The organism is Providencia sp. PROV061, assembly GCF_011045655.1.
Classification (GTDB): Bacteria; Pseudomonadota; Gammaproteobacteria; order Enterobacterales; family Enterobacteriaceae; genus Providencia; species Providencia hangzhouensis.
In genome coordinates this window covers 3,436,489-3,462,218 of record NZ_CP042861.1, presented here as the reverse complement: position 1 = coordinate 3,462,218, position 25,730 = coordinate 3,436,489, and the positions used below count along the sequence as shown (strand labels likewise).

24 protein-coding genes and 3 tRNA genes are annotated in these 25,730 nt (G+C 39.9%); 24 read left to right on the top strand and 3 right to left on the bottom strand.

Annotation, left to right across the window (positions count from 1 at the left end; genetic code table 11):
- The first annotated feature begins 51 nt into the window (after positions 1-51).
- The 16 genes from sucC to FVA72_RS15885 all read left to right on the top strand — a co-directional run bounded on the left by sucC (position 52) and on the right by FVA72_RS15885 (position 12,172).
- Positions 52-1,218 carry an ADP-forming succinate--CoA ligase subunit beta gene (gene sucC, locus FVA72_RS15960; RefSeq protein WP_004256812.1) on the top strand — a complete coding sequence of 389 codons (1,167 nt, stop codon included), beginning with the start codon at positions 52-54 and terminating at the stop codon, positions 1,216-1,218.
- The gene (gene sucD, locus FVA72_RS15955; RefSeq protein ID WP_004256808.1) at positions 1,218-2,090 is read left to right on the top strand and encodes a succinate--CoA ligase subunit alpha; all 873 of its coding nucleotides are present in this window, start codon (positions 1,218-1,220) and stop codon (positions 2,088-2,090) included. The genes sucC and sucD overlap by 1 nt, the downstream gene beginning before the upstream one ends.
- Positions 2,091-2,931: 841 nt before the next feature.
- Complete coding sequence (gene cydA, locus FVA72_RS15950) at positions 2,932-4,500, top strand: cytochrome ubiquinol oxidase subunit I (RefSeq protein ID WP_004256799.1); 1,569 nt, start codon at positions 2,932-2,934, stop codon at positions 4,498-4,500.
- Between the two features lie 14 nt (positions 4,501-4,514).
- Entirely contained in the window at positions 4,515-5,654 is a 1,140-nt protein-coding gene (cydB, locus tag FVA72_RS15945) for a cytochrome d ubiquinol oxidase subunit II (protein ID WP_110591344.1), read from the top strand.
- An 11-nt stretch (positions 5,655-5,665) separates the two neighbouring features.
- Entirely contained in the window at positions 5,666-5,779 is a 114-nt protein-coding gene (gene cydX, locus FVA72_RS15940) for a cytochrome bd-I oxidase subunit CydX (protein ID WP_004256792.1), read from the top strand.
- 5 nt (positions 5,780-5,784) lie between these two features.
- Entirely contained in the window at positions 5,785-6,072 is a 288-nt protein-coding gene (gene ybgE, locus FVA72_RS15935; RefSeq protein ID WP_004256791.1) for a cyd operon protein YbgE, read from the top strand.
- A gap of 134 nt (positions 6,073-6,206) precedes the next feature.
- Complete coding sequence (gene ybgC / locus FVA72_RS15930; protein ID WP_004256789.1) at positions 6,207-6,602, top strand: tol-pal system-associated acyl-CoA thioesterase; 396 nt, start codon at positions 6,207-6,209, stop codon at positions 6,600-6,602.
- Positions 6,599-7,282: a Tol-Pal system protein TolQ gene (gene tolQ, locus FVA72_RS15925; protein ID WP_004256787.1), complete on the top strand. Its 684-nt coding sequence runs from the start codon at positions 6,599-6,601 to the stop codon at positions 7,280-7,282. The genes ybgC and tolQ overlap by 4 nt, the downstream gene beginning before the upstream one ends.
- 18 nt (positions 7,283-7,300) lie before the next feature.
- Positions 7,301-7,723 (top strand): colicin uptake protein TolR, encoded by a 423-nt coding sequence (gene tolR, locus FVA72_RS15920; RefSeq protein ID WP_004256786.1) that lies wholly within the window; start codon positions 7,301-7,303, stop codon positions 7,721-7,723.
- A 51-nt stretch (positions 7,724-7,774) separates the two neighbouring features.
- Positions 7,775-8,893 (top strand): cell envelope integrity protein TolA, encoded by a 1,119-nt coding sequence (tolA, locus tag FVA72_RS15915; RefSeq protein WP_004256784.1) that lies wholly within the window; start codon positions 7,775-7,777, stop codon positions 8,891-8,893.
- Between the two features lie 146 nt (positions 8,894-9,039).
- Entirely contained in the window at positions 9,040-10,332 is a 1,293-nt protein-coding gene (gene tolB / locus FVA72_RS15910) for a Tol-Pal system beta propeller repeat protein TolB (RefSeq protein WP_004256782.1), read from the top strand.
- 44 nt (positions 10,333-10,376) lie between these two features.
- Positions 10,377-10,874, top strand: a complete 498-nt coding sequence (gene pal / locus FVA72_RS15905; RefSeq protein WP_004909091.1) for a peptidoglycan-associated lipoprotein Pal — start codon at positions 10,377-10,379, stop codon at positions 10,872-10,874.
- Between the two features lie 22 nt (positions 10,875-10,896).
- Entirely contained in the window at positions 10,897-11,688 is a 792-nt protein-coding gene (cpoB, locus tag FVA72_RS15900; protein WP_004256777.1) for a cell division protein CpoB, read from the top strand.
- Between the two features lie 184 nt (positions 11,689-11,872).
- A tRNA-Lys gene (locus FVA72_RS15895) sits at positions 11,873-11,948 on the top strand.
- Between the two features lie 35 nt (positions 11,949-11,983).
- Positions 11,984-12,059 (top strand) — tRNA-Lys (locus FVA72_RS15890).
- A 37-nt stretch (positions 12,060-12,096) separates the two neighbouring features.
- Positions 12,097-12,172: transfer RNA gene (locus tag FVA72_RS15885), tRNA-Lys, on the top strand.
- An 836-nt stretch (positions 12,173-13,008) separates the two neighbouring features.
- Here the strand turns inward: FVA72_RS15885 and FVA72_RS15880 are convergent.
- Positions 13,009-13,887 carry an aminoglycoside 6-adenylyltransferase gene (locus FVA72_RS15880; RefSeq protein ID WP_110591345.1) on the bottom strand — a complete coding sequence of 293 codons (879 nt, stop codon included), beginning with the start codon at positions 13,885-13,887 and terminating at the stop codon, positions 13,009-13,011.
- Positions 13,888-14,138: 251 nt separating this feature from the next.
- Here FVA72_RS15880 and nadA point away from each other — a divergent pair, with 251 nt between their 5' ends.
- The 4 genes from nadA to FVA72_RS15860 all read left to right on the top strand — a co-directional run bounded on the left by nadA (position 14,139) and on the right by FVA72_RS15860 (position 18,524).
- Positions 14,139-15,179 (top strand): quinolinate synthase NadA, encoded by a 1,041-nt coding sequence (gene nadA, locus FVA72_RS15875; protein WP_004256768.1) that lies wholly within the window; start codon positions 14,139-14,141, stop codon positions 15,177-15,179.
- A gap of 66 nt (positions 15,180-15,245) precedes the next feature.
- A complete protein-coding gene (pnuC, locus tag FVA72_RS15870) occupies positions 15,246-15,968 on the top strand; it encodes a nicotinamide riboside transporter PnuC (protein ID WP_004256760.1) in 723 nt (240 codons plus the stop codon).
- 353 nt (positions 15,969-16,321) lie between these two features.
- Positions 16,322-17,377 (top strand): 3-deoxy-7-phosphoheptulonate synthase AroG, encoded by a 1,056-nt coding sequence (gene aroG, locus FVA72_RS15865; protein ID WP_036957937.1) that lies wholly within the window; start codon positions 16,322-16,324, stop codon positions 17,375-17,377.
- A 202-nt stretch (positions 17,378-17,579) separates the two neighbouring features.
- The gene (locus FVA72_RS15860; protein ID WP_110591346.1) at positions 17,580-18,524 is read left to right on the top strand and encodes a hypothetical protein; all 945 of its coding nucleotides are present in this window, start codon (positions 17,580-17,582) and stop codon (positions 18,522-18,524) included.
- Between the two features lie 47 nt (positions 18,525-18,571).
- On the opposite strand, the gene FVA72_RS15855 is transcribed toward FVA72_RS15860, so the two are convergent.
- Together FVA72_RS15855 and gpmA are read right to left on the bottom strand one after the other, a co-directional pair.
- Positions 18,572-19,318, bottom strand: coding sequence for a hypothetical protein (locus FVA72_RS15855; protein WP_004256754.1), 747 nt, complete (start codon positions 19,316-19,318; stop codon positions 18,572-18,574).
- 164 nt (positions 19,319-19,482) lie between these two features.
- Complete coding sequence (gpmA, locus tag FVA72_RS15850; protein WP_004256752.1) at positions 19,483-20,235, bottom strand: 2,3-diphosphoglycerate-dependent phosphoglycerate mutase; 753 nt, start codon at positions 20,233-20,235, stop codon at positions 19,483-19,485.
- 916 nt (positions 20,236-21,151) lie between these two features.
- Between gpmA and FVA72_RS15845 the strand changes: the two genes are divergently transcribed.
- The 4 genes from FVA72_RS15845 (at position 21,152) to FVA72_RS15830 (ending at position 25,722) form a co-directional block, all read left to right on the top strand.
- Positions 21,152-21,598, top strand: coding sequence for a hypothetical protein (locus FVA72_RS15845; RefSeq protein ID WP_004256749.1), 447 nt, complete (start codon positions 21,152-21,154; stop codon positions 21,596-21,598).
- 21 nt (positions 21,599-21,619) lie between these two features.
- Positions 21,620-21,940, top strand: a complete 321-nt coding sequence (locus FVA72_RS15840) for a PTS fructose transporter subunit IIB (protein ID WP_004256746.1) — start codon at positions 21,620-21,622, stop codon at positions 21,938-21,940.
- Complete coding sequence (locus tag FVA72_RS15835; RefSeq protein ID WP_004256743.1) at positions 21,927-23,045, top strand: PTS fructose transporter subunit IIC; 1,119 nt, start codon at positions 21,927-21,929, stop codon at positions 23,043-23,045. Before FVA72_RS15840 ends, FVA72_RS15835 begins: the two co-directional genes overlap by 14 nt.
- A 91-nt stretch (positions 23,046-23,136) precedes the next feature.
- Positions 23,137-25,722 carry a glycoside hydrolase family 38 C-terminal domain-containing protein gene (locus tag FVA72_RS15830; protein WP_110591347.1) on the top strand — a complete coding sequence of 862 codons (2,586 nt, stop codon included), beginning with the start codon at positions 23,137-23,139 and terminating at the stop codon, positions 25,720-25,722.
- Positions 25,723-25,730: the final 8 nt, after the last annotated feature.

Here is a 25,730-nt window from a genome sequence, read left to right as displayed (position 1 = left end):
TTGCAGGAGGCGAATAAACGCCTCTTCAGACTCAATTATGGATAGAACATCATGAATTTACACGAGTACCAGGCAAAACAGTTGTTTGCACGTTATGGGATGCCTGCACCGACAGGTTATGCCTGTTCATCAGTTGCTGAAACCGTCGATGCAGCTAAAAAAATTGGTAACGGCCCATGGGTAATTAAATGCCAAGTTCACGCTGGTGGACGTGGTAAAGCGGGTGGCGTGAAAGTCACTAGCGATATCAATGAAGTTAAAGCGTTTGCAGAACACTGGTTAGGTAAAAACTTAGTTACCTATCAAACAGATGCTAATGGCCAACCAGTAAACCAAATTTTAGTTGAAACTGCGACTGACATTGATAAAGAACTCTATTTAGGTGCTGTTGTTGACCGTAGCACTCGCCGCGTTGTGTTCATGGCTTCTACCGAAGGTGGCGTGGAAATTGAGAAAGTCGCAGAAGAGACCCCAGAGTTAATTCACAAAGCGATTATCGACCCATTGACTGGCCCAATGCCTTTCCAAGGTCGTGAGTTAGCATTCAAATTAGGTCTAACTGGCAAACAAGTTAGCCAATTTGCAAAAATTTTCATGGGTCTAGCAACATTATTCCTAGAACGTGATTTAGCATTAGCTGAAATCAACCCACTGGTTATCAGCACTGCGGGTGATTTAGTTTGCTTAGATGGTAAATTAGGTATCGATAGCAACGCGTTATATCGCCAACCTGAAATCCGTGAACTGCGTGATGAATCACAAGAAGATGCGCGTGAAGCACAAGCAGCTCAGTGGGAACTGAACTATGTTGCATTAGACGGCAACATCGGTTGTATGGTTAACGGTGCAGGCCTTGCAATGGGTACGATGGACATCGTTAAATTACACGGCGGCGCACCAGCTAACTTCTTAGATGTTGGCGGCGGCGCGACAAAAGAGCGTGTAACTGAAGCATTTAAAATCATTCTTTCTGATGAAAACGTGAAAGCGGTTTTTGTTAACATCTTTGGTGGTATCGTTCGTTGCGACCTGATTGCAGACGGCATCATTGGTGCAGTTGAAGAAGTTGGCGTAAATGTACCGGTAGTTGTGCGTTTAGAAGGTAACAATGCAGAGTTAGGTGCTAAAAAACTGGCAGATAGCGGCTTGAACATCATCGCTGCAAATAGCCTGACAGATGCAGCTAAGAAAGCAGTAGCAGCAGCGGAGGCTAAATAATGTCTATTTTAATCGATAAAAACACTAAAGTAATTTGCCAAGGTTTCACTGGTGGTCAAGGTACATTCCACTCAGAACAAGCGATTGCTTATGGCACGCAAATGGTCGGTGGTGTGACTCCAGGTAAAGGTGGCACTGTTCACTTAGGTCTACCTGTATTTAACACTGTTCGTGAAGCTGTAGAAGCAACGGGCGCAACAGCCTCTGTTATCTATGTTCCAGCACCATTTTGTAAAGATTCTATTTTAGAAGCTATCGATGCAGGCATTAAACTGATCATCACCATCACTGAAGGTATCCCAACGTTGGATATGCTGACAGTGAAAGTGAAATTAGACGAAGCAGGCGTTCGTATGATTGGGCCTAACTGCCCAGGTGTTATCACTCCGGGTGAATGTAAGATTGGTATCCAACCTGGTCATATCCATATGCCAGGTAAAGTCGGTATCGTTTCGCGTTCAGGTACGTTGACTTATGAAGCTGTTAAACAAACAACAGATGCAGGCTTAGGTCAATCGACTTGCGTAGGTATTGGTGGTGACCCAATCCCAGGTTCAAACTTCATTGATATCCTGAAATTATTCCAAGCGGATCCGCAAACTGAAGCTATCGTCATGATCGGTGAAATCGGTGGTAACGCAGAAGAAGAAGCGGCGGCTTATATTAAAGAGCACGTCACTAAACCTGTTGTCGGTTACATCGCAGGTGTAACTGCACCAAAAGGCAAACGTATGGGGCACGCAGGTGCAATCATCGCTGGCGGTAAAGGCACAGCTGATGAGAAATTTGCTGCATTAGAAGCGGCTGGTGTGAAAACTGTTCGTAGCCTTGCAGACATCGGTGATGCAGTAAAATCATTACTGAACAAATAAGTGATTCGCTAGGCAACTAGCAAGAGTAAGAGACGAAAGCCCGTGCTCATGTGAGCGCGGGTTTTTTTATGGTTTACAAAAATATTTCAAACAAATTTTATGTGGTTATGCGGTTTTCTGAAAAGAGTGTCTATACTTAAAAATGCGTATTACAGGCTTATATGAAGGAAAATTGATAATGAGGGGCAATTAGACGAGTAGGGGAGGCGCTAATCGCATTTTGTGCAAAAAATAGCAAAATTGCGGCATGTCAATTTTATAATATTGACGGCAATTCAATTAAACCAATATAACCGCTTAGTTGATAAAAACGGCTATATTAATAAAATTCATAATAAGTTTAAAATAAGATACTATTACAAATTAAATATTCTTTTTTCGAGGCTTTAATTCAATGATTATATTTTTTGTTAATCTTTGGAAAAATTAAGAACATTTGTATCATTATCAATAACAGCATTTTAACAAGTAAATAACCATTAATTGACTGACAGGTATATCAATTAACAACAGGAAAAAAATTGACGTAAATCAATTCATTGCCTCTGGCTTTATTTGTTCAAATTGCTTAAATTGGTGCTCGATCAAATACTCGGTTTTCTATTAAAGGGTATAATTATTGATGTAAATTCAGAATTCAAATCTGAGTCACGTAAAAGAAGTTTATTGTGTGTGAAGATAGGCGTACTATTATTATAGTAACGTTTGTTCTTTTAATTTTGTTAATTATTTGTTGTTTTGAGGCATTTTTTGCTGGTAGTTAAGAGGCTTTCTAAGTATTTAAAACTGGAAGCTGGGTTGCCGCAAGTCGGTGTCTTCCTGCTAGGAGCAAGGAGTCAAGATGTTTGATATTGTCGAACTGTCACGATTACAGTTTGCCTTAACTGCGATGTATCACTTCCTGTTCGTACCATTAACGCTAGGTATGGCGTTTTTGCTTGCGATCATGGAAACGGTATATGTACTGTCAGGCAAACAAATTTATAAAGATATGACTAAGTTCTGGGGTAAGTTATTCGGTATTAACTTTGCTCTGGGTGTTGCAACGGGTTTGACCATGGAGTTCCAATTCGGTACTAACTGGTCTTACTACGCTCACTACGTTGGAGATATCTTCGGTGCACCTCTTGCAATCGAAGGTTTGATGGCGTTCTTCTTAGAATCTACCTTTGTTGGTTTATTCTTCTTTGGTTGGGATCGTTTAAGCAAAAAACAACACCTTGCTGTAACATGGTTAGTTGCTTTAGGTTCTAACTTCTCTGCTTTGTGGATTTTGGTCGCGAACGGTTGGATGCAAAACCCAATCGCTGCTGATTTCAACTTTGAAACCATGCGTATGGAAATGGTTAGCTTCTCTGAGCTAGTCTTGAACCCAGTCGCACAAGTTAAATTCGTCCACACAGTTGCTGCAGGTTATTGTACCGGTGCAATGTTTATCTTAGGTATTAGCTCTTACTACCTGCTTAAAGGTCGTGATGTTGCTTTTGCTAAGCGTTCTTTTGCAATTGCGGCAAGTTTTGGTATTGCAGCGGTTCTATCTGTTATCGTTCTTGGTGATGAATCAGGTTACGAAATGGGTGACGTACAAAAAACGAAACTTGCAGCCGTTGAAGCTGAGTGGGAAACTCATGCTCCTCCAGCCGCGTTTAACTTAATCGCTTGGCCAGATACCGAGAAACAAGAAAATAAATTTGCTATCTCGATTCCTTGGGCGATGGGTATCATTGCAACCCGTTCTGTCGACACACCTGTTTTAGGCTTGAAAGACCTAATGAAACAACACGAAGTTCGCATTCGTAACGGTATGATTGCATACGGTCAGTTACAAGAACTTCTTGCAGGTAATAAAGATCCTGAACTGCGTGCGGCATTCGAAGCAAGCAAAAAAGATCTTGGATATGGTCTTCTGTTAAAACAATATGCACCAAATGTTGTTGATGCAACTGAAGCTCAAATCCAAAAAGCAGTGAAAGATAGTATTCCTAACGTTGGGCCTCTGTTCTGGGCATTCCGTATCATGGTTGGTGTTGGCTTCCTGTTACTGTTGATTATTGGCTGGGCATTCCTGTCAGTAGTTCGTAACCGTATTGGTCAAAATAAACTATTGCTGCGTATTGCACTACTCGGTATTCCATTACCATGGATTGCAATTGAATCGGGTTGGTTCGTTGCTGAATATGGTCGTCAGCCATGGGCAATTGGTGAAGTGTTACCGGTTTCGGTTGCACACTCCAACTTGACAACCCATGACCTGATCTTCTCTATGGTATTGATCTGTGGTCTGTACACACTGTTCTTAATTGCTGAAATGTTCTTAATGTTCAAATTCGCTCGTAAAGGGCCAAGTAGCCTGAAAACCGGTCGTTACCACTTTGAACAGAAAAACACTTCTGCACACGACGTTCAGTAAATAGGAGTCCACTTATGTTTGATTATGAAGTTCTTCGATTTGTGTGGTGGATCCTTATCGGTGTATTACTGATTGGGTTTGCTGTCACAGATGGCTTTGACATGGGCGTTGGCTTCTTATTACCTATCTTAGGTAAAACAGATACTGAACGCCGTATCATGATTAACGCAGTTGCACCGCACTGGGATGGTAACCAAGTTTGGTTAATCACCGCGGGTGGTGCTATGTTCGCTGCATGGCCACAAGTTTATGCTGCGGCATTCTCCGGCTTCTATGTCGCTATGATTTTGGTATTAGCAGCACTGTTCTTCCGTCCGGTTGGTTTCGACTACCGTTCAAAACTGGAGAACCCAAAATGGCGTAATATGTGGGACTGGGGTCTGTTTATTGGTGGTTTCGTTCCACCATTAGTTATCGGTGTTGCGTTTGGTAACCTGTTATTAGGTGTTCCACTACAAATCGATAACCAGCAGTACCTGACTTATACAGGTAACCTGTTTGGTCTGCTAAACCCATATGGTCTGTTAGCGGGTGTTGTCGGCTTAATGATGATTGTGACGCAAGGTGCAACTTATTTGCAAATGCGTACCACGGGTGAACTGTACTTACGTGTTCGTAAAGCGACTTATATCTGTGCATTAGTTACTTTAGTTGCTTTCGCAGGCGCAGGTGTTTGGTTAGTAATGGGTATTGATGGTTATGTTGTTACTTCAACTATCGATACATTGAGTGTTTCTAACCCACTAAACAAGACAGTCGCAGTTGAATCAGGTGCTTGGTTGACTAATTTCAACACTTACCCAATTCTGTGGGCGTTGCCTGCTCTGGGTGTAGTACTACCGTTAATCACAATGCTGTTTAGTAAAGCAGACAAAAATGGTTGGGCGTTTGTGAGTTCTTCATTAACTATCGCTTGTATCATTTTAACCTGTGGTGTAGCAATGTTCCCATTCATCATGCCTTCAAGCATCATGCCAAACGCAAGTTTGACCATGTGGGATGCAACATCTAGCTTGTTCACACTGCAAGTGATGACTGTTGTTGCTATTATCTTTGTTCCAATCGTACTGGCATACACCGCATGGTGTTACTATAAAATGTTCGGTCGTTTGGACAAAAACTTCATCGAAGGCAACAAGCACTCACTGTATTAAGGAGCATAACTATGTGGTATTTCGCCTGGATCCTCGGCACGCTGTTAGCTTGTAGTTTTGCAGTGATTGCAGCATTAGCATTAGAGCACTCAGAAGACTCTAAAACAGCTAAAGATGGTGAGTAATAAAAATGCTGGTGGATAAAACCTATCAGCTATTGGATAAGGGGCCGATAAGGGCCCTTATCCTTATTTTAGCTTTAGTAACTGCAGGTGCAGTCATGTGGGATCCAACCCTATTTGCTGCGAAAACGAGTTCATTTCAGATATGGCAAGGGCTGTTGTTAATATGGGCAACATGTACCGCGATGATTTTTGGTGTGGGTTTTAAACCTAAAAAAGTTATCTTCCGTGCAATTTTCCATCCATTGCCAGCTGCCATCATTCTTATTTGGGGACTTTTTCAGGTCTTTAGATAATTCTAATTGCTAATTATGGGTCAATGGACCCATAATTATTTTTGATATCTTTACTTTCAAAGTGATTCCAAACTGGCACTGTCTTGCGTATAGTGGCACCGTTAATTAATTTAACCTAAGACGGAGTGATTGTTATGTTATTTCGCTGGCCTGTTCGCGTGTATTATGAAGATACAGATGCGGGCGGTGTTGTTTATCATGCACGCTATTTAGCCTTTTTTGAGCGAGCAAGAACCGAAATGCTGCGAAATAAAGGTATCAATCAACAAAGTATGCTTGCTGAAAACCTTGGCTTCGTTGTGCGAAGCATGACAATTGATTTTGTCAAAGGCGCTAAGCTAGATGACCTGCTGGAAGTTGAAACGCAAATTATTGAAATGAAACGCGCTTCATTAACTTTTCAGCAAAGGTTAGTTGATTCGCAAGGTAACCTGCTTTGTGGGGCAAATGCCCTTATTGCTTGTGTGGACACATCAAAAATGAAGCCGATTGCGCTTCCTAAGTCTATTGTCGCGGAGTTTAAACAGTGACTGACATGAATATCCTGGATTTATTCCTTAAAGCGAGCCTTTTGGTTCAGCTCATTATGTTCGTTTTGATCGGTTTTTCTATCGCATCATGGGCGATCATTATTCAAAGAACGAAAATTTTAAATGCGGCAACTCGTGAGGCTGAAGCATTTGAAGATAAGTTCTGGTCAGGTATCGAGTTATCGCGCTTATATAAAGAAAGCCAAGCTCGCCGTGATGAATTGAGTGGTGCCGAACAAATTTTCCATTCTGGTTTTAAAGAGTTCGTTCGTTTACACCAAGCGAATATTCATGCGCCAGATGCAGTAGTGACGGGAGCTTCCCGTGCAATGCGTATTTCAATGAATCGTGAACTCGAATCAGTTGAAGCACATATCCCATTTTTAGGTACTGTTGGTTCAATTAGCCCTTATATTGGTTTATTTGGTACCGTTTGGGGGATTATGCATGCATTTATTGCATTGGGCGCGGTAAAACAAGCAACATTACAAATGGTTGCACCGGGTATTGCTGAAGCATTGATTGCAACCGCAATTGGTTTGTTTGCAGCGATCCCTGCAGTTATGGCATTTAACCGTTTGAACTTACGTGTCAGCAAATTAGAGCAAAACTACGATAACTTTATGGAAGAGTTTTTAGCCATCTTGCATCGTCAAGCTTTCTCTGCTGATAAGAAATAAGACGGGGGAGATAAGCGAATGGCGCGCACAAGTCGCAGACGTGAGCTGAAATCCGAAATCAACATTGTTCCATTACTGGACGTATTGTTGGTACTGTTGCTGATATTTATGGCAACAGCACCGATTATTTCTCAAAGTGTGGAAGTTGAATTGCCGGATGCAACAGATACACAAACCGTCTCATCAAGTGATAACCCACCGATTATTTTAGAAGTGTCGGGGGTTGGCCAATATAATATGCGTCTTGATGGTGAGGTTTTAGAATTGTTACCACCAGAGCAAATTGCGGCAGAAGCAAAATCTCAATTAGAGAAAAATCCAAAAGCGATTTTCTTGATTGGTGGAGCAAAAGAAGTCCCTTATGAAGAAGTGATTAAGGCGCTGAATATATTACACAGCGCAGGGATAAAATCGGTTGGCTTGATGACTCAGCCTATTTAGGCTGGGTTATTGTCGTTTGAATAAGTCACAATTCTTTTTTTGGATACCAGAGTGGGAAAGACAAAAGAGAAAAAAGATAACTTAAATCGATCATTAGTGATGTCAATTGTATTGCACGTCCTATTGATCGGCTTGATTGTTATAGGCTCTTTAGTTTCCGTCGTCAAACTTGGTGGTGGCGGAGAAGAGGGAACTGTCATCGATGCGGTGATGGTTGACCCTGGCGTGGTTGTTGAGCAATATGAAGAAATGCAAAGGCAGCAAAATAACGTCAGACAAGCGGCGAAAGAGCGTAAAGAGCAAGAACAAAAGCAAGAGGCTGAGCTTAGAGAGCAGCAAGAAAAGGAACAAAAGCGTCTTCAGCAGCTTGAAGAAGAGCGTATTAAAACTGAGCGTGCAACGGCGGAGCAACAAAAGCAAGCCGAAGAACAACAGAAGAAAGCGTTAGAAGCGGCTAAAAAAGCGAAGGAAGAGCAAAAAATAGCTGAAGAAGCTGCCGCGAAAGCGAAAGCAGAAAAAGAAAAATTAATTAAAGAGCAAGCCGCTGAAAAGGCGAAAGCTGAGGCACAAGCTCAGAAAGAAGCAGAAGCGGCGAAAGCCAAAGCTGAAAAAGAAGCTAAAGAGAAAGCCGAAAAAGAAGCCAAGGAAAAAGCAGAAAAGGACGCTAAAGTAAAAGCTGAGAAAGAAGCTAAAGCTAAAGCCGATAAGGAAGCCAAAGAAAAAGCAGATAAAGAAGCGAAAGCCAAAGCGGCAAAAGCTAAGGCTGAGGCTGCAAAAAATGCGGCTTCCGTTGACGATTTGCTTGGTGATTTAACGGCATCAGGCCCTAGCAAGCAAGGTGGCGAAGCTGCGGCTGGAAAAGGTGGCGGTAAAAAATCAGGGGCATCCAATGCTGATGTGGACAGCTATGCTGGTAAAGTCAAAGCGGCTATCCAAAGTAAGTTTTATGATTCAGATACTTTCCGTGGGCGTACTTGTGAACTTCAATTAAAGCTCGCGCCAGATGGGTTATTGGTGAGTATTACACCAAAAAATAGCCCGGCCAATGACGCGGCACTCTGTGATGCAGCAATCCGAGCAGCAAAACTTGCAACGATGCCTAAACCACCTAGCAGAGAAGTCTATGATACGTTTAATAAAGCAGGTAGCACGGTTGTGTTTAAACCTTAATATTCAATAACTCAGAGCAGTCTGTATTGATATTATTAAGGCAATAGCATAAATAGTTTGTGTGGTATCTAGTTTTGTTATTATACCTTTGTTAAAATTCAGCGAATTATTGCGGTAGTAAATAATCCGCAGTAAGGGAGATAAGAATGAAGCAGGCTTTTAAAGTAGTTTTAGGGTTCCTAATGCTATGGGCGACAGTGGCTCAGGCTGAAATACGTATTGAGATCACTGAAGGTGTTAACTCAGCTCAACCTATTGGTGTTGTTCCGTTTAAATGGTCAGGTGCCGGTGCACCACCACAAGAAGTCGGCCAAATAGTCGGTGCTGATTTACGCAATAGCGGGAAATTTAACCCTATCGAACCAAGCCGTATGCCTCAACAACCGGGTACCGCTTCTGAAGTGATTCCTGAAGCGTGGACAGCGTTAGGTATTAACGCAGTTGTTGTGGGGCAAGTACAGCCTGCAGCAGATGGTAGCTTTGTTGTTAGCTATCAGTTAGTTGATGTCGCGGCTAACCCAGGTGCTGTTTTATCTCAGAACCAATATAAAGTAACAAAAGAATGGTTACGTTATGCAGCGCATACTGCAAGTGATGAAGTCTTTGAAAAATTGACAGGTATTCGTGGTGCATTCCGTACACGTATTGCTTATATTGTTGTCAACAAAGGCGGTCAGTATCCATATGAATTACGTGTTTCTGATTACGACGGTTTTAACCAGTTTACGGTTCACCGTTCACCAGAACCTTTGATGTCGCCAGCATGGTCACCAGATGGTGAAAAACTGGCTTATGTTACATTTGAAAGCGGCAGTTCAGCACTTGTCATTCAAACCTTATCGACAGGAGCGGTTCGTCAGGTAGCATCATTCCCTCGTCACAATGGGGCACCTGCATTCTCTCCGGATGGGACTAAACTGGCATTTGCATTGTCTAAAACAGGCAGCTTGAATTTATATGTAATGGACTTAGCGAGTGGGCAAATTCGTCAGGTAACCGATGGTCGTAGTAACAATACCGAGCCAAGCTGGATGCCAGATAGCCAAACTTTAGTCTATACTTCAGATCAGGCAGGACGTCCGCAGATTTATAAAATGAATATTAATGGTGGCAGCCCTGAGCGTGTGTCCTGGGAAGGAACACAAAATCAGGACGCTGATGTTAGCCCGGATGGTACTTTCTTAGTGATGGTCAGCTCCGGTGGCGGTCAGCAACATGTCGCCAAACAAGATCTGGCAACGAATAACGTTGAATTTTTAACGAAAACGTTCCTAGATGAAACGCCGAGTATCGCACCTAACGGCACTATGGTAATTTATAGCTCCTCTCAAGGCTTGGGGACTATATTGCAGCTAGTTTCGACCGACGGGCGTTTCAAAGCGCGTCTTCCGGCTACCGATGGACAGGTTAAATTTCCTGCCTGGTCGCCGTATCTGTGATGCATAATAATAATGTGTGGCAAAAAATATTAAGGATCAAAACGATGCAACTGAATAAAGTGCTTAAAGGGCTGATGATCGCGTTACCAATCATGGCAGTCGCAGCTTGTAGCTCTAACAAAAACAATGACCAAGATGGCGTAGATACTTCTACTAACCAAACTAATACTGGTCTGTCTGCGGAAGAGCTGGCACGTCAGCAAATGGAACAGCTGCAACAAAACAACACTGTTTACTTTGGCTTTGACAAATACAACGTATCTCCAGAGTACGCTGAAATGTTAGATGCACACGCAGCATTCCTGCGTAGCAACCCATCTGTACGTGTTGTTGTTGAAGGTCATGCGGATGAGCGTGGTACTCCAGAATATAACATCGCGCTGGGCGAGCGTCGTGCTAATGCAGTTAAAATGTACCTGCAAAGCAAAGGTGTTTCTGGTGACCAAGTTTCACTGGTTTCTTACGGTAAAGAAAAACCAGCTGTGTTAGGTCACACTGAAGCAGACTACGCGAAAAACCGTCGTGCAGTCATTGCATACTAATAGATAAGCGAAATTATCTATTATGAACAGTAACTTCAGACACTTACTAGTCGGTCTGTCGTTATTGGTTGGCGTAGCGGCCCCTTGGGCCGCTATTGCCCAAGCGCCAATCAACAATGTCGGATCTGGTTCAACAGCAGATCGCCTTACCCAACTTGAGACAGCAGTTAGCTCTCAAGGTCAAATTCTGTATCAAATTCAACAGCAACTCGCTGACAATCAACGCGATATCGACATGTTACGTGGTCAGATTCAAGAAAGTGAATACAAATTGAATCAAGTCATTGAGCGTCAGAAAGATTTATACATGCAATTAGACAATGCGGGCGGTGGTAATTCAGCAACCTCAGGCGATACAGCAACACCTGACACTAGCGCATCAAATGGATCATCTTCCTCAGCGACACCTACGGCAGCGGCCAATACAGGTGGAAATGAGAAAGATGATTACAATGCTGCAGTCAAATTAGCGATGGAAAGCAAATCCAAAGCTCAAATTGACCAAGCAATAGGTGCATTACAAGGTTTTATTAAAGCCTACCCTAAGTCTGGGTATCAATCTAACGCCAACTATTGGCTGGGGCAGTTAAACTACAATAAAGGTAGCAAAGACGATGCTGCTTTTTATTTCGCCACTGTAGTTAAGCAGTATCCTAAATCCCAAAAAAGCAGCGAAGCCTTATATAAAGTTGGGCTGATCATGCAAGATAAGGGACAAAAAGATAAAGCGAAAGCTGTTTACCAACAGGTATTGAAACAATATCCAAACAGTGCTGGTTCAAAATTAGCCGAAAAAAAGCTGAGTACACTTTAATTTATGGCCCCGAAGCAATATTACCGAATATTTCGGGGTTATCAGTATGATAAGTGTGCGTTTAATCTTTTTTTGCAAAAAAATCATTGCACCCTCGTCAGAAATCAGTAATATAAGCCGCCGTTGATACGAGAATACGGTTAGCCGAAAATCTCGAAAAACAGAAAGAAATTTAGTTTTAGATGGGTCGTTAGCTCAGTCGGTAGAGCAGTTGACTTTTAATCAATTGGTCGCAGGTTCGAATCCTGCACGACCCACCATCTAAAACCTATAGTAGTAAAAAAGCAATTTAGATGGGTCGTTAGCTCAGTCGGTAGAGCAGTTGACTTTTAATCAATTGGTCGCAGGTTCGAATCCTGCACGACCCACCATCTAAAACCTATAGTAGTAAAAAAAAGCAATTTAGATGGGTCGTTAGCTCAGTCGGTAGAGCAGTTGACTTTTAATCAATTGGTCGCAGGTTCGAATCCTGCACGACCCACCATCTCAAGCCATTCCTAAGCAAATAATCCAATTTAACAATCACCTAAGTAAACACTCAGTCGTTAAGCCATACCTCGACAAGCTGGTTGCAGGTTTAGCCCGTAGGGCAAATCCGAAGGATTTCAATCCTGCACGACCCACCATCTCAAGGCATTCCTAAGCAAATAATCCAATTTAACAATCACCTAAGTAAACACTCAGTCGTTAAGCCATACCTCGACAAGCTGGTTGCAGGTTTAGCCCGTAGGGCAAATCCGAAGGATTTCAATCCTGCACGACCCACCATCTCAAGGCATTCCTAAGCAAATAATCCAATTTAACAATCACCTAAGTAAACACTCAGTCGTTAAGCCATACCTCGACAAGCTGGTTGCAGGTTTAGCCCGCAGGGCAAATCCGAAGGATTTCAATCCTGCACGACCCACCATCTCAAGCCATTCCTAAGCAAATAATCCAATTTAACAATCACCTAAGTAAACACTCAGTCGTTAAGCCATACCTCGACAAGCTGGTTGCAGGTTTAGCCCGCAGGGTAAATCCGAAGGATTTCAATCCTGCACGACCCACCATCTCAAGGCATTCCTAAGCAAATAATCCAATTTAACAATCACCTAAGTAAACACTCAGTCGTTAAGCCAGACCTCGACAAGCTGGTTGCAGGTTTAGCCCGTAGGGCAAATCCGAAGGATTTCAATCCTGCACGACCCACCATTTCAAGCTATTATCAAGCAAGCAATCCAAGTAATATTTACCTAAGTAAGTACTTAGTTGTCTAATCGCTCACAACAATAAAAGCACCGCATTCCTTTGCTGTGCTTCATTTATATTTATCTTATTTTACAGTGTTTCAGGGAGTAGGGCGTTATCCTGCAAAATGCCAATAAGCAGTTCTTGCATTTTTTCTGCCATAAGCTGCATATCATTGAAGCCTTGAAGGCTAGCGAGCTCGGTAGCTACTTCATTAAAGCAACGCATTAAGCACTGAAGAGACAATGCTGCGCTCTGTGTCGTCCCACAATTAAAGATAATTTCTAGTGCTTCGATATAGGGTTTAGGCATCCACTCATGATAATTACGCCCTTTATACCAAACGTCGCATATTGAACCATTTTTGATAAAGATTAACTGCTCTATTAATTGCAGAAAATACTGTTTCATATCAGCACTTCTTGCCCACGCGACCCACAATTCGTCTCTAGTTAATGCTATCGTGACTTGATGAGCTTCATGCCAAAAATCAGAGACAACTTCAGTGAATTGTTCTGCCGTTAATTGAGGTGGTGCTAACATTTGTTGATTAATATTTTCAGGTAAGCCTTCAGTGATCCCTGTTTTATCTAGTAATACAGTAAAACCACGGGAAAAAGTGGCATCTAGACCTTGTTGCTTCATCTTTGATAGTCGTTCAGGTTCGGCAAATGTGAAATCCACTTTACGGCCTTCTTCAAAGATAACCAAACAGGTTGGCCAGTCAGGTGCATCTTCTTCCTGATTTAGTAAATGAAGAGCAACTAAAGGTTTACCAAATTGATTTACCCAAGACTTTTGATTAAATATTTCAGTTGTACCATGACCAATCAACTCAATATCAATATCTGAGTAGCTATCAATGTTTTGTTCTCGACCACGTGACCCCGTCAATACGACAGCTTCAATTCTTGGATCGAGTAATGAAATAGAGATAATTTTATTTATTAAAGATGCAGGTGGTTCCATAACTGACCTAATGAATTAAGTAAGGATGGCTACGATACCGATAAAGGCGTGTAAAAGCGAAGATTCAAACCTAAAAAGCGTAAAAAAGCTAAAGCAAAGCCATAAAAGGTTCTCTAATGAGTGAAAAGAAAGGAGACTTATTAAGCCAAGTGGGGTATCTTGTTTAGTATATAAAACAAAATGTGTGTAAACTTGCGGTTTTAAACTTGAATAAGGTAATAAAATCGCTTTTTGCTAAACAGAGGCAACCAATGAGCGTGTTTATCGATTTTGACCAGTCAGTTTATCCGTTCCCAGCAAAACCAGCACGATTAAGCTCGGATGAAAAAGAATTTTATCGGCAGAAGATTAAGTCGCTATTGGTGGAGAAAAATGCGGTAATCGTTGCACACTACTATACTGATCCTGAAATTCAAGCTCTTGCAGAAGAAACTGGGGGCTGTGTTGCAGATTCACTTGAAATGGCGCGTTTTGGGGCTAAACATTCGGCATCTACCTTAGTTGTTGCTGGAGTGAAATTTATGGGCGAAACAGCAAAAATTCTCAGCCCAGAAAAACAAGTCTTAATGCCAACATTAGAAGCCCAATGTTCCCTTGATATAGGTTGCCCTGAAGAAGAATTTATCCGTTTTTGTGATGAGCATCCAGATAGGACTGTGGTGGTGTATGCTAATACTTCAGCAGCAGTAAAGGCTCGGGCTGATTGGGTAGTCACATCCAGTATTGCTGTTGAATTAATAGAGCACCTTGATAGCTTAGGTGAAAAAATAATTTGGGCTCCAGACCGCCATCTTGGGCGTTATGTCCAACAACAAACCGGGGCTGATATTCTGTGTTGGCAAGGGGCTTGCATCGTTCATGATGAATTTAAAACACAATCATTAGAAAAAATGAAAGCCCTATACCCTGAAGCTGCGGTATTGGTTCACCCTGAGTCGCCACAAGCGATAGTCGACCTTGCAGATGCGGTCGGTTCTACAAGTCAGTTAATTAAAGCAGCACAAAATTTACCTAACCCATCGATGATAGTGGCGACGGATAAAGGTATTTTTTACAAAATGCAGCAAGCTTGCCCGGAGAAGACGCTTTATATCGCTCCAACAGCTGGTGAGGGCGCAACATGTCGAACTTGTGCACATTGCCCTTGGATGGCAATGAATGGCTTAAAAGCGATTGCTGATGCCTTAGAAGGGAATTCGCAAGACCATCAAATTCAAGTCAGTGAAATATTACGAGAAAAAGCATTACGACCATTAAATAAGATGCTAGATTTTGCAGAGAGTCTAAAATAATAAAATACAATTTCAATGAAATACTGAGCAATACAACATTAACGAACACTTATAAAGGATTTTGGGATGGATTTCTTTAGTACAGCCAATACGTTAGTGCAGATCCCACTTTGGGGATCAGTTTATGATTTATCTTACATTGAAGCCGTGGGGACCATTGCTGGTTTACTTTGTATTCTACTTGCGAGTCTAGAAAAAACGATTAATTATCTATTTGGGTTAATTAACGTTTCTCTGTTTGCAGTTATTTTCTTTCAAATTCAGCTATATGCAAATCTATTGTTACAGATATTTTTCTTTGTCGCCAATATCTATGGCTGGTACGCATGGAGCAGAGTTACTAGTTCGCAGCAAGCAGAGCTAAAAATTCGTTGGTTGAGCTTACCAAAAGCAGCTATAACATTGGTTATTTCAGTTATCGCTATTATTTATCTGACATTTAATATTGATTCGGTATTTGGTGTGCTGGCGAGATGGGCCGTCGAGTTATTAAATCTATTTGGCGCTAACCTCGCAATGCCTGCAATTGAACCTGATGCCTTCCCATTCTGGGATTCGACGATGACCATTCTTTCCGTTGTCGCGATGATTTTAATGACACGTAAATATGTAGAAAACTGGTTGTTGTGGGTCATTATTAACGTCATCAGTATTGTAATTTTCTTTATTCAAGGTGTTTATGCCATGTCCTTAGAATACTTAATTTTATTAGGTATCGCCCTAAATGGCTCTAGACTTTGGATAAAATCAGCAAAAGAAAACGGCTCTTTGCCTGTTTCTCGTACTTAGACAGAAAAAATCATCTAAAACAGCTAAAGTGGCATTATCGCCATTTAGCTGTTTTAGTTATTATTTGCTCTGAAAAATGCCAGTTCTGCCTACTTATTATGCTAAATTTCAACATTTCACCTCATTTTATAATTGACTACTAATAAAGTCCTAGTTTTATCGTGCGCTTGCCTGTTTACAGATGTCTGTTGAACGGTTAGATTAAAATTTCGATGCTAATTATCTTTTATCCTTTCGAGTACAGTGAAGGAATTCAGCTGTCTACTCTGCGCTTTGTTCGGGCGAAACCAACTTGGATAAATTTGGCATGTAAATCAACTACAGTAAAAATAATAAACATTGGATATACAGGTATGAATTATCAGAACGATGACGTCAGAATAAAACAAATAAAAGAATTATTACCACCAATTGCTCTACTTGAAAAATTTCCAGCAACCGACAAAGCTGCGTTTACCGTTCATGAAGCACGCCTGGCAATCCACAATATTTTAGCCGGTAAAGATGACCGTTTAGTGGTAGTTATTGGCCCTTGCTCGATTCATGATACTAAAGCGGCTTTAGAATACGCAGAGCGCTTGGGTAAATTACGTGAGGAATTAAAAGGTTCTCTGGAAATTGTGATGCGCGTGTATTTTGAAAAGCCACGCACAACGGTGGGTTGGAAAGGGCTAATTAATGACCCTAAAATGGATTGTAGCTTTGATATTAACGAAGGTTTACGTATTGCTCGTGAATTATTGCTGACAATCAATAACCAAGGCTTACCAACTGCGGGTGAGTTCTTAGATGTCATCAGTCCACAATACGTGGCAGATTTGATGAGTTGGGGAGCTATTGGTGCTCGAACCACTGAATCACAAATTCACCGTGAGCTAGCGTCTGGTTTATCTTGCCCTGTTGGTTTTAAAAATGGTACAGATGGCACAATTAAAATTGCCATTGATGCAATTAACTCAGCGCGTTCAGCCCACTGTTTCTTGTCAGTGACCAAGTGGGGCCACTCTGCGATAGTGAACACCAGCGGAAACCCAGATTGCCATATTATTTTACGTGGTGGTAAAGAACCAAATTACAGTGCTAAGCATGTGCAAGAAGTCCGTGAAGGGCTAGAGAAAGCGGGGCTTGTGCCTAGTATCATGATTGATTTTAGCCATGCAAATAGCTGCAAAAAATTCGAGAAACAAATGGAAGTGGCGACGGACGTTAGCGAGCAAATCCGCCAAGGTGACCGTTCGATTACAGGGATTATGATTGAAAGTAATCTTGTTGAAGGTAACCAGAATCTCGAATCTGATGAGCCATTAGTTTACGGTAAAAGTGTGACGGATGCGTGTATTGGTTGGAGTGATACTGAAAAAGTATTGCGTCAGTTATCAGATGCGGTGATCGCTCGTCGAAATAAATAATTTAAGAATAATAAGTACATAAAGCCAGATATTTTAATATCTGGCTTTTTTTATATATATACAGCACGATGGAATTTTATATTTTTTATCATACAAAAAATAAATTAGTTTTTTATTCTAAGCTGCATTATTATTTTTTTGTCATTTTTATTAATGGCATTCTTTAAAGTTAGTTAAGTTTTCATATAAAGGAGTATATAAAATGGCATTAACTGATAAATCAAGAATTAATTATGAAATCAATCTTAGAGTGCTTTCTAATAAATTGAAAGAGAATGCAGAAATAATGCAAGAAAGTATTATGAATGCTAGGAAAGAGTTAGAGGAAGATCGTGTAAGGCTGAATAATGATATTGATATTAGCATTAGAGGAGGCTGGGGGAATGATAAAGATAAAACCGATTCATTTAAATATATTGATTCGTTAAATGATTATCTTAACATAAGAGCAAGTGAATATAAGGATAATATTAAGGTATCTGAGTTAATGAATGAGTACATTGAAAACCCAGATAAAAGAACGGCTATCTTAGAACAAATCCGCCCTCTCGCTGAAAAGGTAAGTCAATTAGATGAAGTGCCTATTTTGTCTCGCAAAAACTATCCTTCAATGAATTCAGCAATTTGGTATGATTTGAAAGCGAATATTTCTGGACCTAAATTAAATAATGATTTCAAGTATGAAGTTGAATATATATTTAATTTAATGAATGCAGAAATAGATAACGATAATGGATATATTTCCAATAATGTCTATAATTATATGGAGGATGTTAAATATATTCGGGAAGGAATCCCCCGCATTGAAAAATCAATTTTAGAATATGAGGCAGACTATGTATCGGACAAAGAATCATTTCCTAGCACTGAATATTACAATGAATTTATATCAAGTTTAAAAGATAAAGTTAAAGAAGATAAAAGAATAGTTTCTATTATTAATGAAACTATTAAAGAATATGCAATTAAAAATCCTAATAGTACACTTCATTTAAGTGGGAATAGTGGTTTTTCTCCAGTAGATATTTTGGGAGAATGGACTGTCTCGTTCATAGATAATCACTTTATTAGTATAGGTTCTCCTAATGAAGTGAATATTATTAACTTGACTCCACCTGTAATGCCTATGATACCTAACGCAAATTAATCGTAACGACTGCCGGCTTGTCAAGCGGCAGTCATTGTGTCGCCCACTTACTGTTTTTTTTGAATTTGGTTAATGAAGGTATTCAATTTTGACTGTTCTTCAGGTGTTGCATTTGCCGGAGTTGCCGTTAATTGCAATCGTTCAGTATCGGTCTGGACATCAAAATGTACTTTGCCTTTCTCGCCTTTTGTATATTCCACCTCTTTTAATGGAATACGATAACAGTAAGCGAAAATGTTTGGGCGAATATAGAAATATGAGTCTTTAATCGCTAAATAGACACCATCACCCGCTTTTTTGCCAAAGTAACCAAGGAAAATGGTGAAAACAAACAGGAACATCCCTAAGCTTTGGCTTAATATAATAAAGGTGATACTGATTAAGCCAAGTGCAACAACTAAAATACGGTTATTGCGTTTGTTGAACTCAACGCGTTGGTCAAATTGAACATTTAAAGAGGTATCAAATTGGGTTAACTGATGGTAACGCCAGCGGATCGCAGAGAAAATCATTCCCATGGTAAATACAATGGTGATTGGCATTAATGCTAGGCTACTGAGTACGGCAAGGACAATGGATAACCGAGGTTTATAAGTCATCACCATCATACTAATAATTTGTACTGGGAAGCTGATACAAGCAATGATCATTAAGGTTTTCATCAGCTCGGCATTAGCAGCACCATTTGAACCATCAACGACTAATTCGCCACCTTGGATCATATACAGCAGGGAACCCAAGATACTGGCGCTAAGTACAAGGCCAACCCAAACATACATATTAAATTTGTTCATTTTATTGTTTTATCAACCTTTCAATGTGTTTTCCCTATAATAATCGGTTATTGGGATTTCTTACACTGTGAGTTAAGTTTTTTTGAGGAATAGAAGTAAATGGATAAGAAAAAAGGGCTAAGCATATGGCTTAGCCCTTCAATATTTAGAGATAAAGTTAATAATTACTTCGCTTTACCTTGGTTTGCTACTGCGGCTTGTTTTGCAGCAATTTCATCTTGGTTACCTAAATAGTAACGTTTGATTGGTTTCATGTTTTCATCGAACTCATAAACCATTGGTACCGCAGTTGGGATGTTTAATTCCAAAATTTCATCTTCACTTAAGTTGTCTAAGTGTTTCACTAAAGCACGCAGAGAGTTACCATGAGCGGCAATAATGACTTTCTCGCCACTAGTAACGCGAGGCTTGATGACTTCTTCCCAGTAAGGAACGACACGCTCAATAGTGGTTGCTAAGCTTTCAGTAACGGGTAATTCTTTATCTGACAGTTTCGCGTAGCGAGGATCGTGCCCTGGGTAACGCTCATCATCTTTTTCTAGGTCTGGAGGTGTGATAGCAAAACCACGGCGCCATAATTTAACTTGTTCGTCACCGTATTTTGCCGCGGTTTCTGATTTGTCTAAACCTTGCAGAGCACCGTAGTGGCGTTCATTTAATTTCCAGCTTTTTTCAACGGGTAGCCATGATTGTTCAACTTGATCAAGGATATTCCATAAAGTATGAATAGCGCGTTTCAGAACGGAAGTGTAAGCAAAATCAAACACAAAACCTTCGTCTTTTAGCAGTTGGCCTGCAATTTTTGCTTCTTCGCGGCCTTTATCGGACAGTTCTACATCAGTCCAACCTGTGAAGCGGTTTTCTTTGTTCCACTCACTTTCACCGTGTCTTACTAAAACCAGTTTAGTTACAGCCATAGCTAAAACTCCTATCAGTACACTCAAATTAAAAATGAATTATTGCTGACCTACATTATAGGGATAGTCAACTCGAACGCTAGTAGCAACTTGCATTTTCTCCCTATCAATGCGAAAAACAAATTTTACACGAGAGTGATGACTTGTTTTCTAGGTTCATAGATCCTGTGGATACTCTAAATTTAACTCGAATTGAATCGATACAGCAAGTGGTAAAATGATTGTTTGTGCATTCCCATGATAGATATCAATCTAAGCACTCAATTACCTCTAACAAGAAGAACCAGTAATGGTTGTTTTTTACGAGTTATTGGAGATTATTGCTTCTATCTATAATTTTACAGCATTAGATTCTCTTTTCGTATGATTTTTGTTCAAGGATGCATTCACTCTAAATTTTTTAATGATATAGCTAAGAAAAATGAGTATGAAAGTGACTAATGGATTGATAAGGTTGAATTTTTTAATGTTCATTTATGCGTTATTTTATAATCTTATATTGAGTAATATCATTTAGGTGCTTTAGGGGTATCAATCGAATTATTATATTCCTCTATCCTAAATTAATTGTTTTTTGATTTTTTTGTTTCATTGTATCTCTTTAAATTTAGCCAATAAGAAAAATGACATTCTATATAAAAACATATAAAAATAGCTTCTATTGGATTAATATAAAAAGCTCAGATTAATAATTAATAGTATTGCGAAATTCTTAGATTATTATACTTTTAGGTTTTCAGTGAGGTTATTATTTATCTAAAAAATTTATTTTAGATAAATCTTTGATAATCAGGTTTTTATTGAAAAATGAAAATAGCCATTAATATTTTTATTTAATTTAATAAATGAGGGTGGAATCACAGTAATTTTCTATTTTATACGTTTAGAATGGTACTAGTTTCTAAAGGGGGACACTATGTCTTTACATTTTGCTTTATTTTTTAAAGGCTGCATTTTATTTTTGCTATCACTTGATAGCAAAATGAAAGCTTTATTAAGCAAAATTTGCTGGTTTGTACCAATTGCTTCCCTTGAAAAAGATGAATCTGAGAATTCTAATCAATCTGAAAATGATTTCTCAGTTAATTGGTCGCAGTTATGGCAGAGTGCACAGAAGCTTTATATTTCTGTATTTGATAGCGATTTAACTAAATTAGAAAGAAATGCTTATGTTAATCCTTTAATATCATTAAATATTCGTAAACGTCACGAATTGATCTTTTTATTCCTTGTGTCCAGTTTGCGCCACATAATGATTTGTCGTCATTCTAGTGGTGCACCTGGAAATATTATTTCTTTACCTTTAGCTGCCTTTAAAAAGCACAATGCGCATTTATGCCATTGTGCTTTTTTTATTGTCTGAATTAAATTTTAAGGAGTTGTTATGTTTATTGTTTGTGTTGCGGCTTGTCCTACTGGTGTTGCTCATACATATATGGCTGCTGAATCGTTGGATATCATAGGAAAAAAAAGAGGCCATGAAATTAAAGTTGAAACTCAAGGGAGTATGGGAATTGAAAATGAGATTACCAGTGACGATTTAGCAAGAGCAGATGCGGTCATTTTGGCTGCTGATGTCGCTGTTATTAATAAGGAGCGATTTAATGGGATGATTAAGCTTGAATGCAGTGTTGCAGACCCAATCAAGTATGGCGATGCAATTATTGATGCAATTGAGGAGGAAATGAAAAATGGGGCAGTCTAATGGAACATCGAAACTAGGCATTGGTACGGAAATAAAAAATGCCATTATGACGGGTGTGTCATGGATGCTGCCATTTGTTATCGCAGGTGCAGTGATTATGGGGATATCTCGTATTGGTGCATCTTTATATGGTATTGATAATATTTGGGATTCTAGCCATCTGGAAGCTACAAATTTCGTCGTCCAAGTGCTTCATAAATTTGATGGTTTTGGAGGATTAGCACTCTCTCTTATGTTACCTATCGTCGCGGGGTATATCAGCTTTGCTATCGCGAATAAGCCTGGTTTAGCGCCTGGAATGGTCGGTGGTTTGTTGGCAAGTAATTTAGGCACCGGGTTTTTAGGGGCCTTAGCAGCAGGGTTTATTGCTGGTTATATTGTACGTTTGTTAGCTAAATATACGAAATTACCAAAATCACTTGCATCAGCAGGACCGATTTTTATTTTGCCAGTAGGTGGTACATTACTCACCTGTATTATTATGGCATTTGTGATTGGTGCACCTTTAGCGGCACTTAATCATGGTATGGAGCAATGGCTTTTATCAATGTCGGGATCTAATAAAGTAATTCTTGCTGCCGTTATTGGCGCAATGGTTGGATTTGACCTTGGTGGCCCGGTTAATAAAGCCGCAGTAACCACTGCAATGGCATTATTAGCATCGGAAATTTACGAGCCAAATACAGCAGCTCAAGTTGCTATTATTATTCCCCCAATTGGGATCGGTTTAGCAACGCTAATTTGGTCAAAACGTTTTCCTGAATCATTAAGAGAAGCAGGAAAAGCTTCTACGCTAATGGGGTTAATTGGCGTTTCTGAGGGCGCGATCCCATTTGCTCTTGCTAATCCAAAGATTATTATCATTAACATTATTGGTGCAGCAACAGGTGCAGCTATGGCGGTCGGTCTAGGTGCGATAAATCATGCTCCTATTTCGGGATTTTATGGGTGGTTAGCCGTAGATAAATGGCCGATATATATATTATCGGTTGCTGTGGGATCTGCAATTATTACTATTGGCTCTTTATTAATATTTCGTGGTAATGAAACGATAGAAACTAAAAAAACAGAAACAGCTATTCCTAAATTTAAAGTCGGTCGTTAATTAGAGAGTTATTTTAATAATGTCGTACAGTATTAATTAGCGTGAATAACGTGACGGGGCTGTTCTGCTAAAAATATTTTAAGGTCATAAAATGAAAACGGTACATTTAATTCAACATACGCACTGGGATCGTGAATGGTATTTCACTGAGAATGATTCAAAAATTGTTCTTTATTATTTCATGAATGATTTAATTAAACATTTAGAAGAAGATCCTTCTCTTGGCCCCTTTGTTTTAGATGGGCAAACCGTGGTGCTGGAAGATTATTTACAGGTTGCACCAGAAAGGCGTGATTGCTTACAGAAATTAATTAAACAAGGCCGAATTCTTATTGGCCCTTGGTACACACAAACTGATTTTTTAGTCGTTGGAGCGGAATCTATCACGCGAAACTTACTGTTGGGAAAAGTAGATTGTGAGCAATGGGGCGGTTATATGCCAATAGGCTATGTGCCTGATTCATTTGGACAAAGTGCACAGCTACCTATGTTTTTGCAAGAGTTTGGTATCAAACATGCGGTCGTATGGCGTGGATGGTGTGAACATGATGTCGCAAGTAGTGAATTTATTTGGAAATCGCAGTCAGGTCATAGTGTGGCTACTGCTGTATTACCTTGGGGCTACGGCTGCGCGAAATGGTTACCTGATAATCCAGAAAAAGCCTCTGCCGTTTTACCTGCTATCTTGGAAAAACAAGCCCGTTTTGCTCACTCAGACCAAATATTACTACCTAATGGTAATGACCAATCCCCTTTTGAATATGCCGTACCTGCGATGCTTGAGCAATTAAATAAAGCTCAAAAGGAATATTATTTTGTCAAAAGTAGTTTCAGTGCATTTTTTGATGCTTTACAAGCAAATAGCACTGAACTACCTGAATTTAATGGTGAATTGCTGAGCCCGAAATATATGCGTGTACATCGTGGTATTTTTTCTACTCGAATGGACATTAAATTATTAAATGCAAAATTAGAACAATTTGTTAGTCAACAACTTGAGCCTCTTCTATCCATTAACTGGCGGCTTGGTTTACCTTATCCACAAACTGCGATTGACAATATTTGGCGTAAAGCTATGCAGTCACACGCTCATGATAGTATCGGCGGATGTAATTCTGATCGTGTTAATAGCATGGTGAAAGCACGCTTACAAGATGGTTTAGAAAGTGCAAATCAACTGTTTGACCTTAATATGAAGATGCTTGCTCGCGGGATTGAAGCAAAACAAGATGGTAAAAAAATTATCATTTTCAATTCGTTGCCACATAAAAGAGATGCTCAAGTTCGTATTACACTTTATACACCTGAAAATGATTTTTGTATTAAAGACGATGCAGGAAAACCTTGCCGCTGGCAACTTATTCATGAAGAAAAACAAGATATGTCTTTGATTGTACAAGAATTGGCGAATAGTACGACAACGACATGGTACCGGAAATGCGAAGTCTTGCTTGAAGTGAAAGAGTTACCTTCATGTGGTTATCAGACTTTTTATTTGGTTGAAGGGGAAAATTCAGGTTTTGAAATTCAACAAAACATTCAAACTGAAAATACATTAGAGAATGAATGGCTGAAACTTGAACTGCACCAAGGGCGATTGTTATTAACTGATAAACGTAATCAACAACAATACCCAAATATTCTTAGATTAATTGATGGTGGGGACGAAGGAGATAATTATAACTATTCGCCACCTGAAGATGATTGGTTAATTAGTAGTGATGGACACTTACAGCAATTTAACTGTGTAAGAGCATCGTTAATGGATTCATTTATTCTAAATTGGCGAATTCCAGTACCACAGAATGCAATTGCCCGCCAAACCAAACAGGTTAATGCGCGTTTATCTGCCACAATGCAGGTTTCTTTACCTCATGATAAGGCATGGCTAGATGTTGAAATCACAATTGATAATACCATTGAAGACCATCGAATTCAGGTTGAAATTCCTACGGAAATTCAACAGACATTTCACTTTGCAGACCAACCTTTTGGTTTGATTCAGCGAGAAAATAATCCAGCCAATATGGATATTTGGCAAAGTGAAAATTGGGTAGAGGCACCAACAGCGCTTTATCCAATGCAAAGTCTGGTAATGCAACATGATGATAAAAAAGGTATTTGTATCGTTACTGAAGGACTAAGAGAGTATGAAATCCCAGCCAATCAACCTGACATGATAAGAATAACACTTTTGCGCAGTGTGGGTTGGCTAGGCCAAGCAGAACTAACTTGGCGGCCAGGGCGTGCATCAGGTATGGTTTTGCCGTCACCGGAATCACAAATTCAGGGGCTTCATCATTTCCATTTTGCTGTATTGCCGATAGAAAATGGCCAAAGTGCTCAACTATGGCGTGATATTGAGCATTGGCGTTTACCTGCATTTGGTTACCTAGATTCCGGTTGGTCTCAATTTAAAACGAATCCTCATTATATTGTTTTTCCTGATAATTATAGTCTATTGACGTGGGATAGTGAGCTGCACTTCAGCACGTTGAAAAAAGCACAGAATCAAGAGTCACTGATTTTACGTGGGTGGAACCCAAGTAGTGAAACCAAAACCTATACAGAACCTAAGTCGAATACGTTGATACATCAAGTTACTTTATCGGAGTCTATATGCATAAACACAGATAAAGCAGCTCCTTGTACACCTGTGTCTTGGTTAATTGACTAATTAATAAA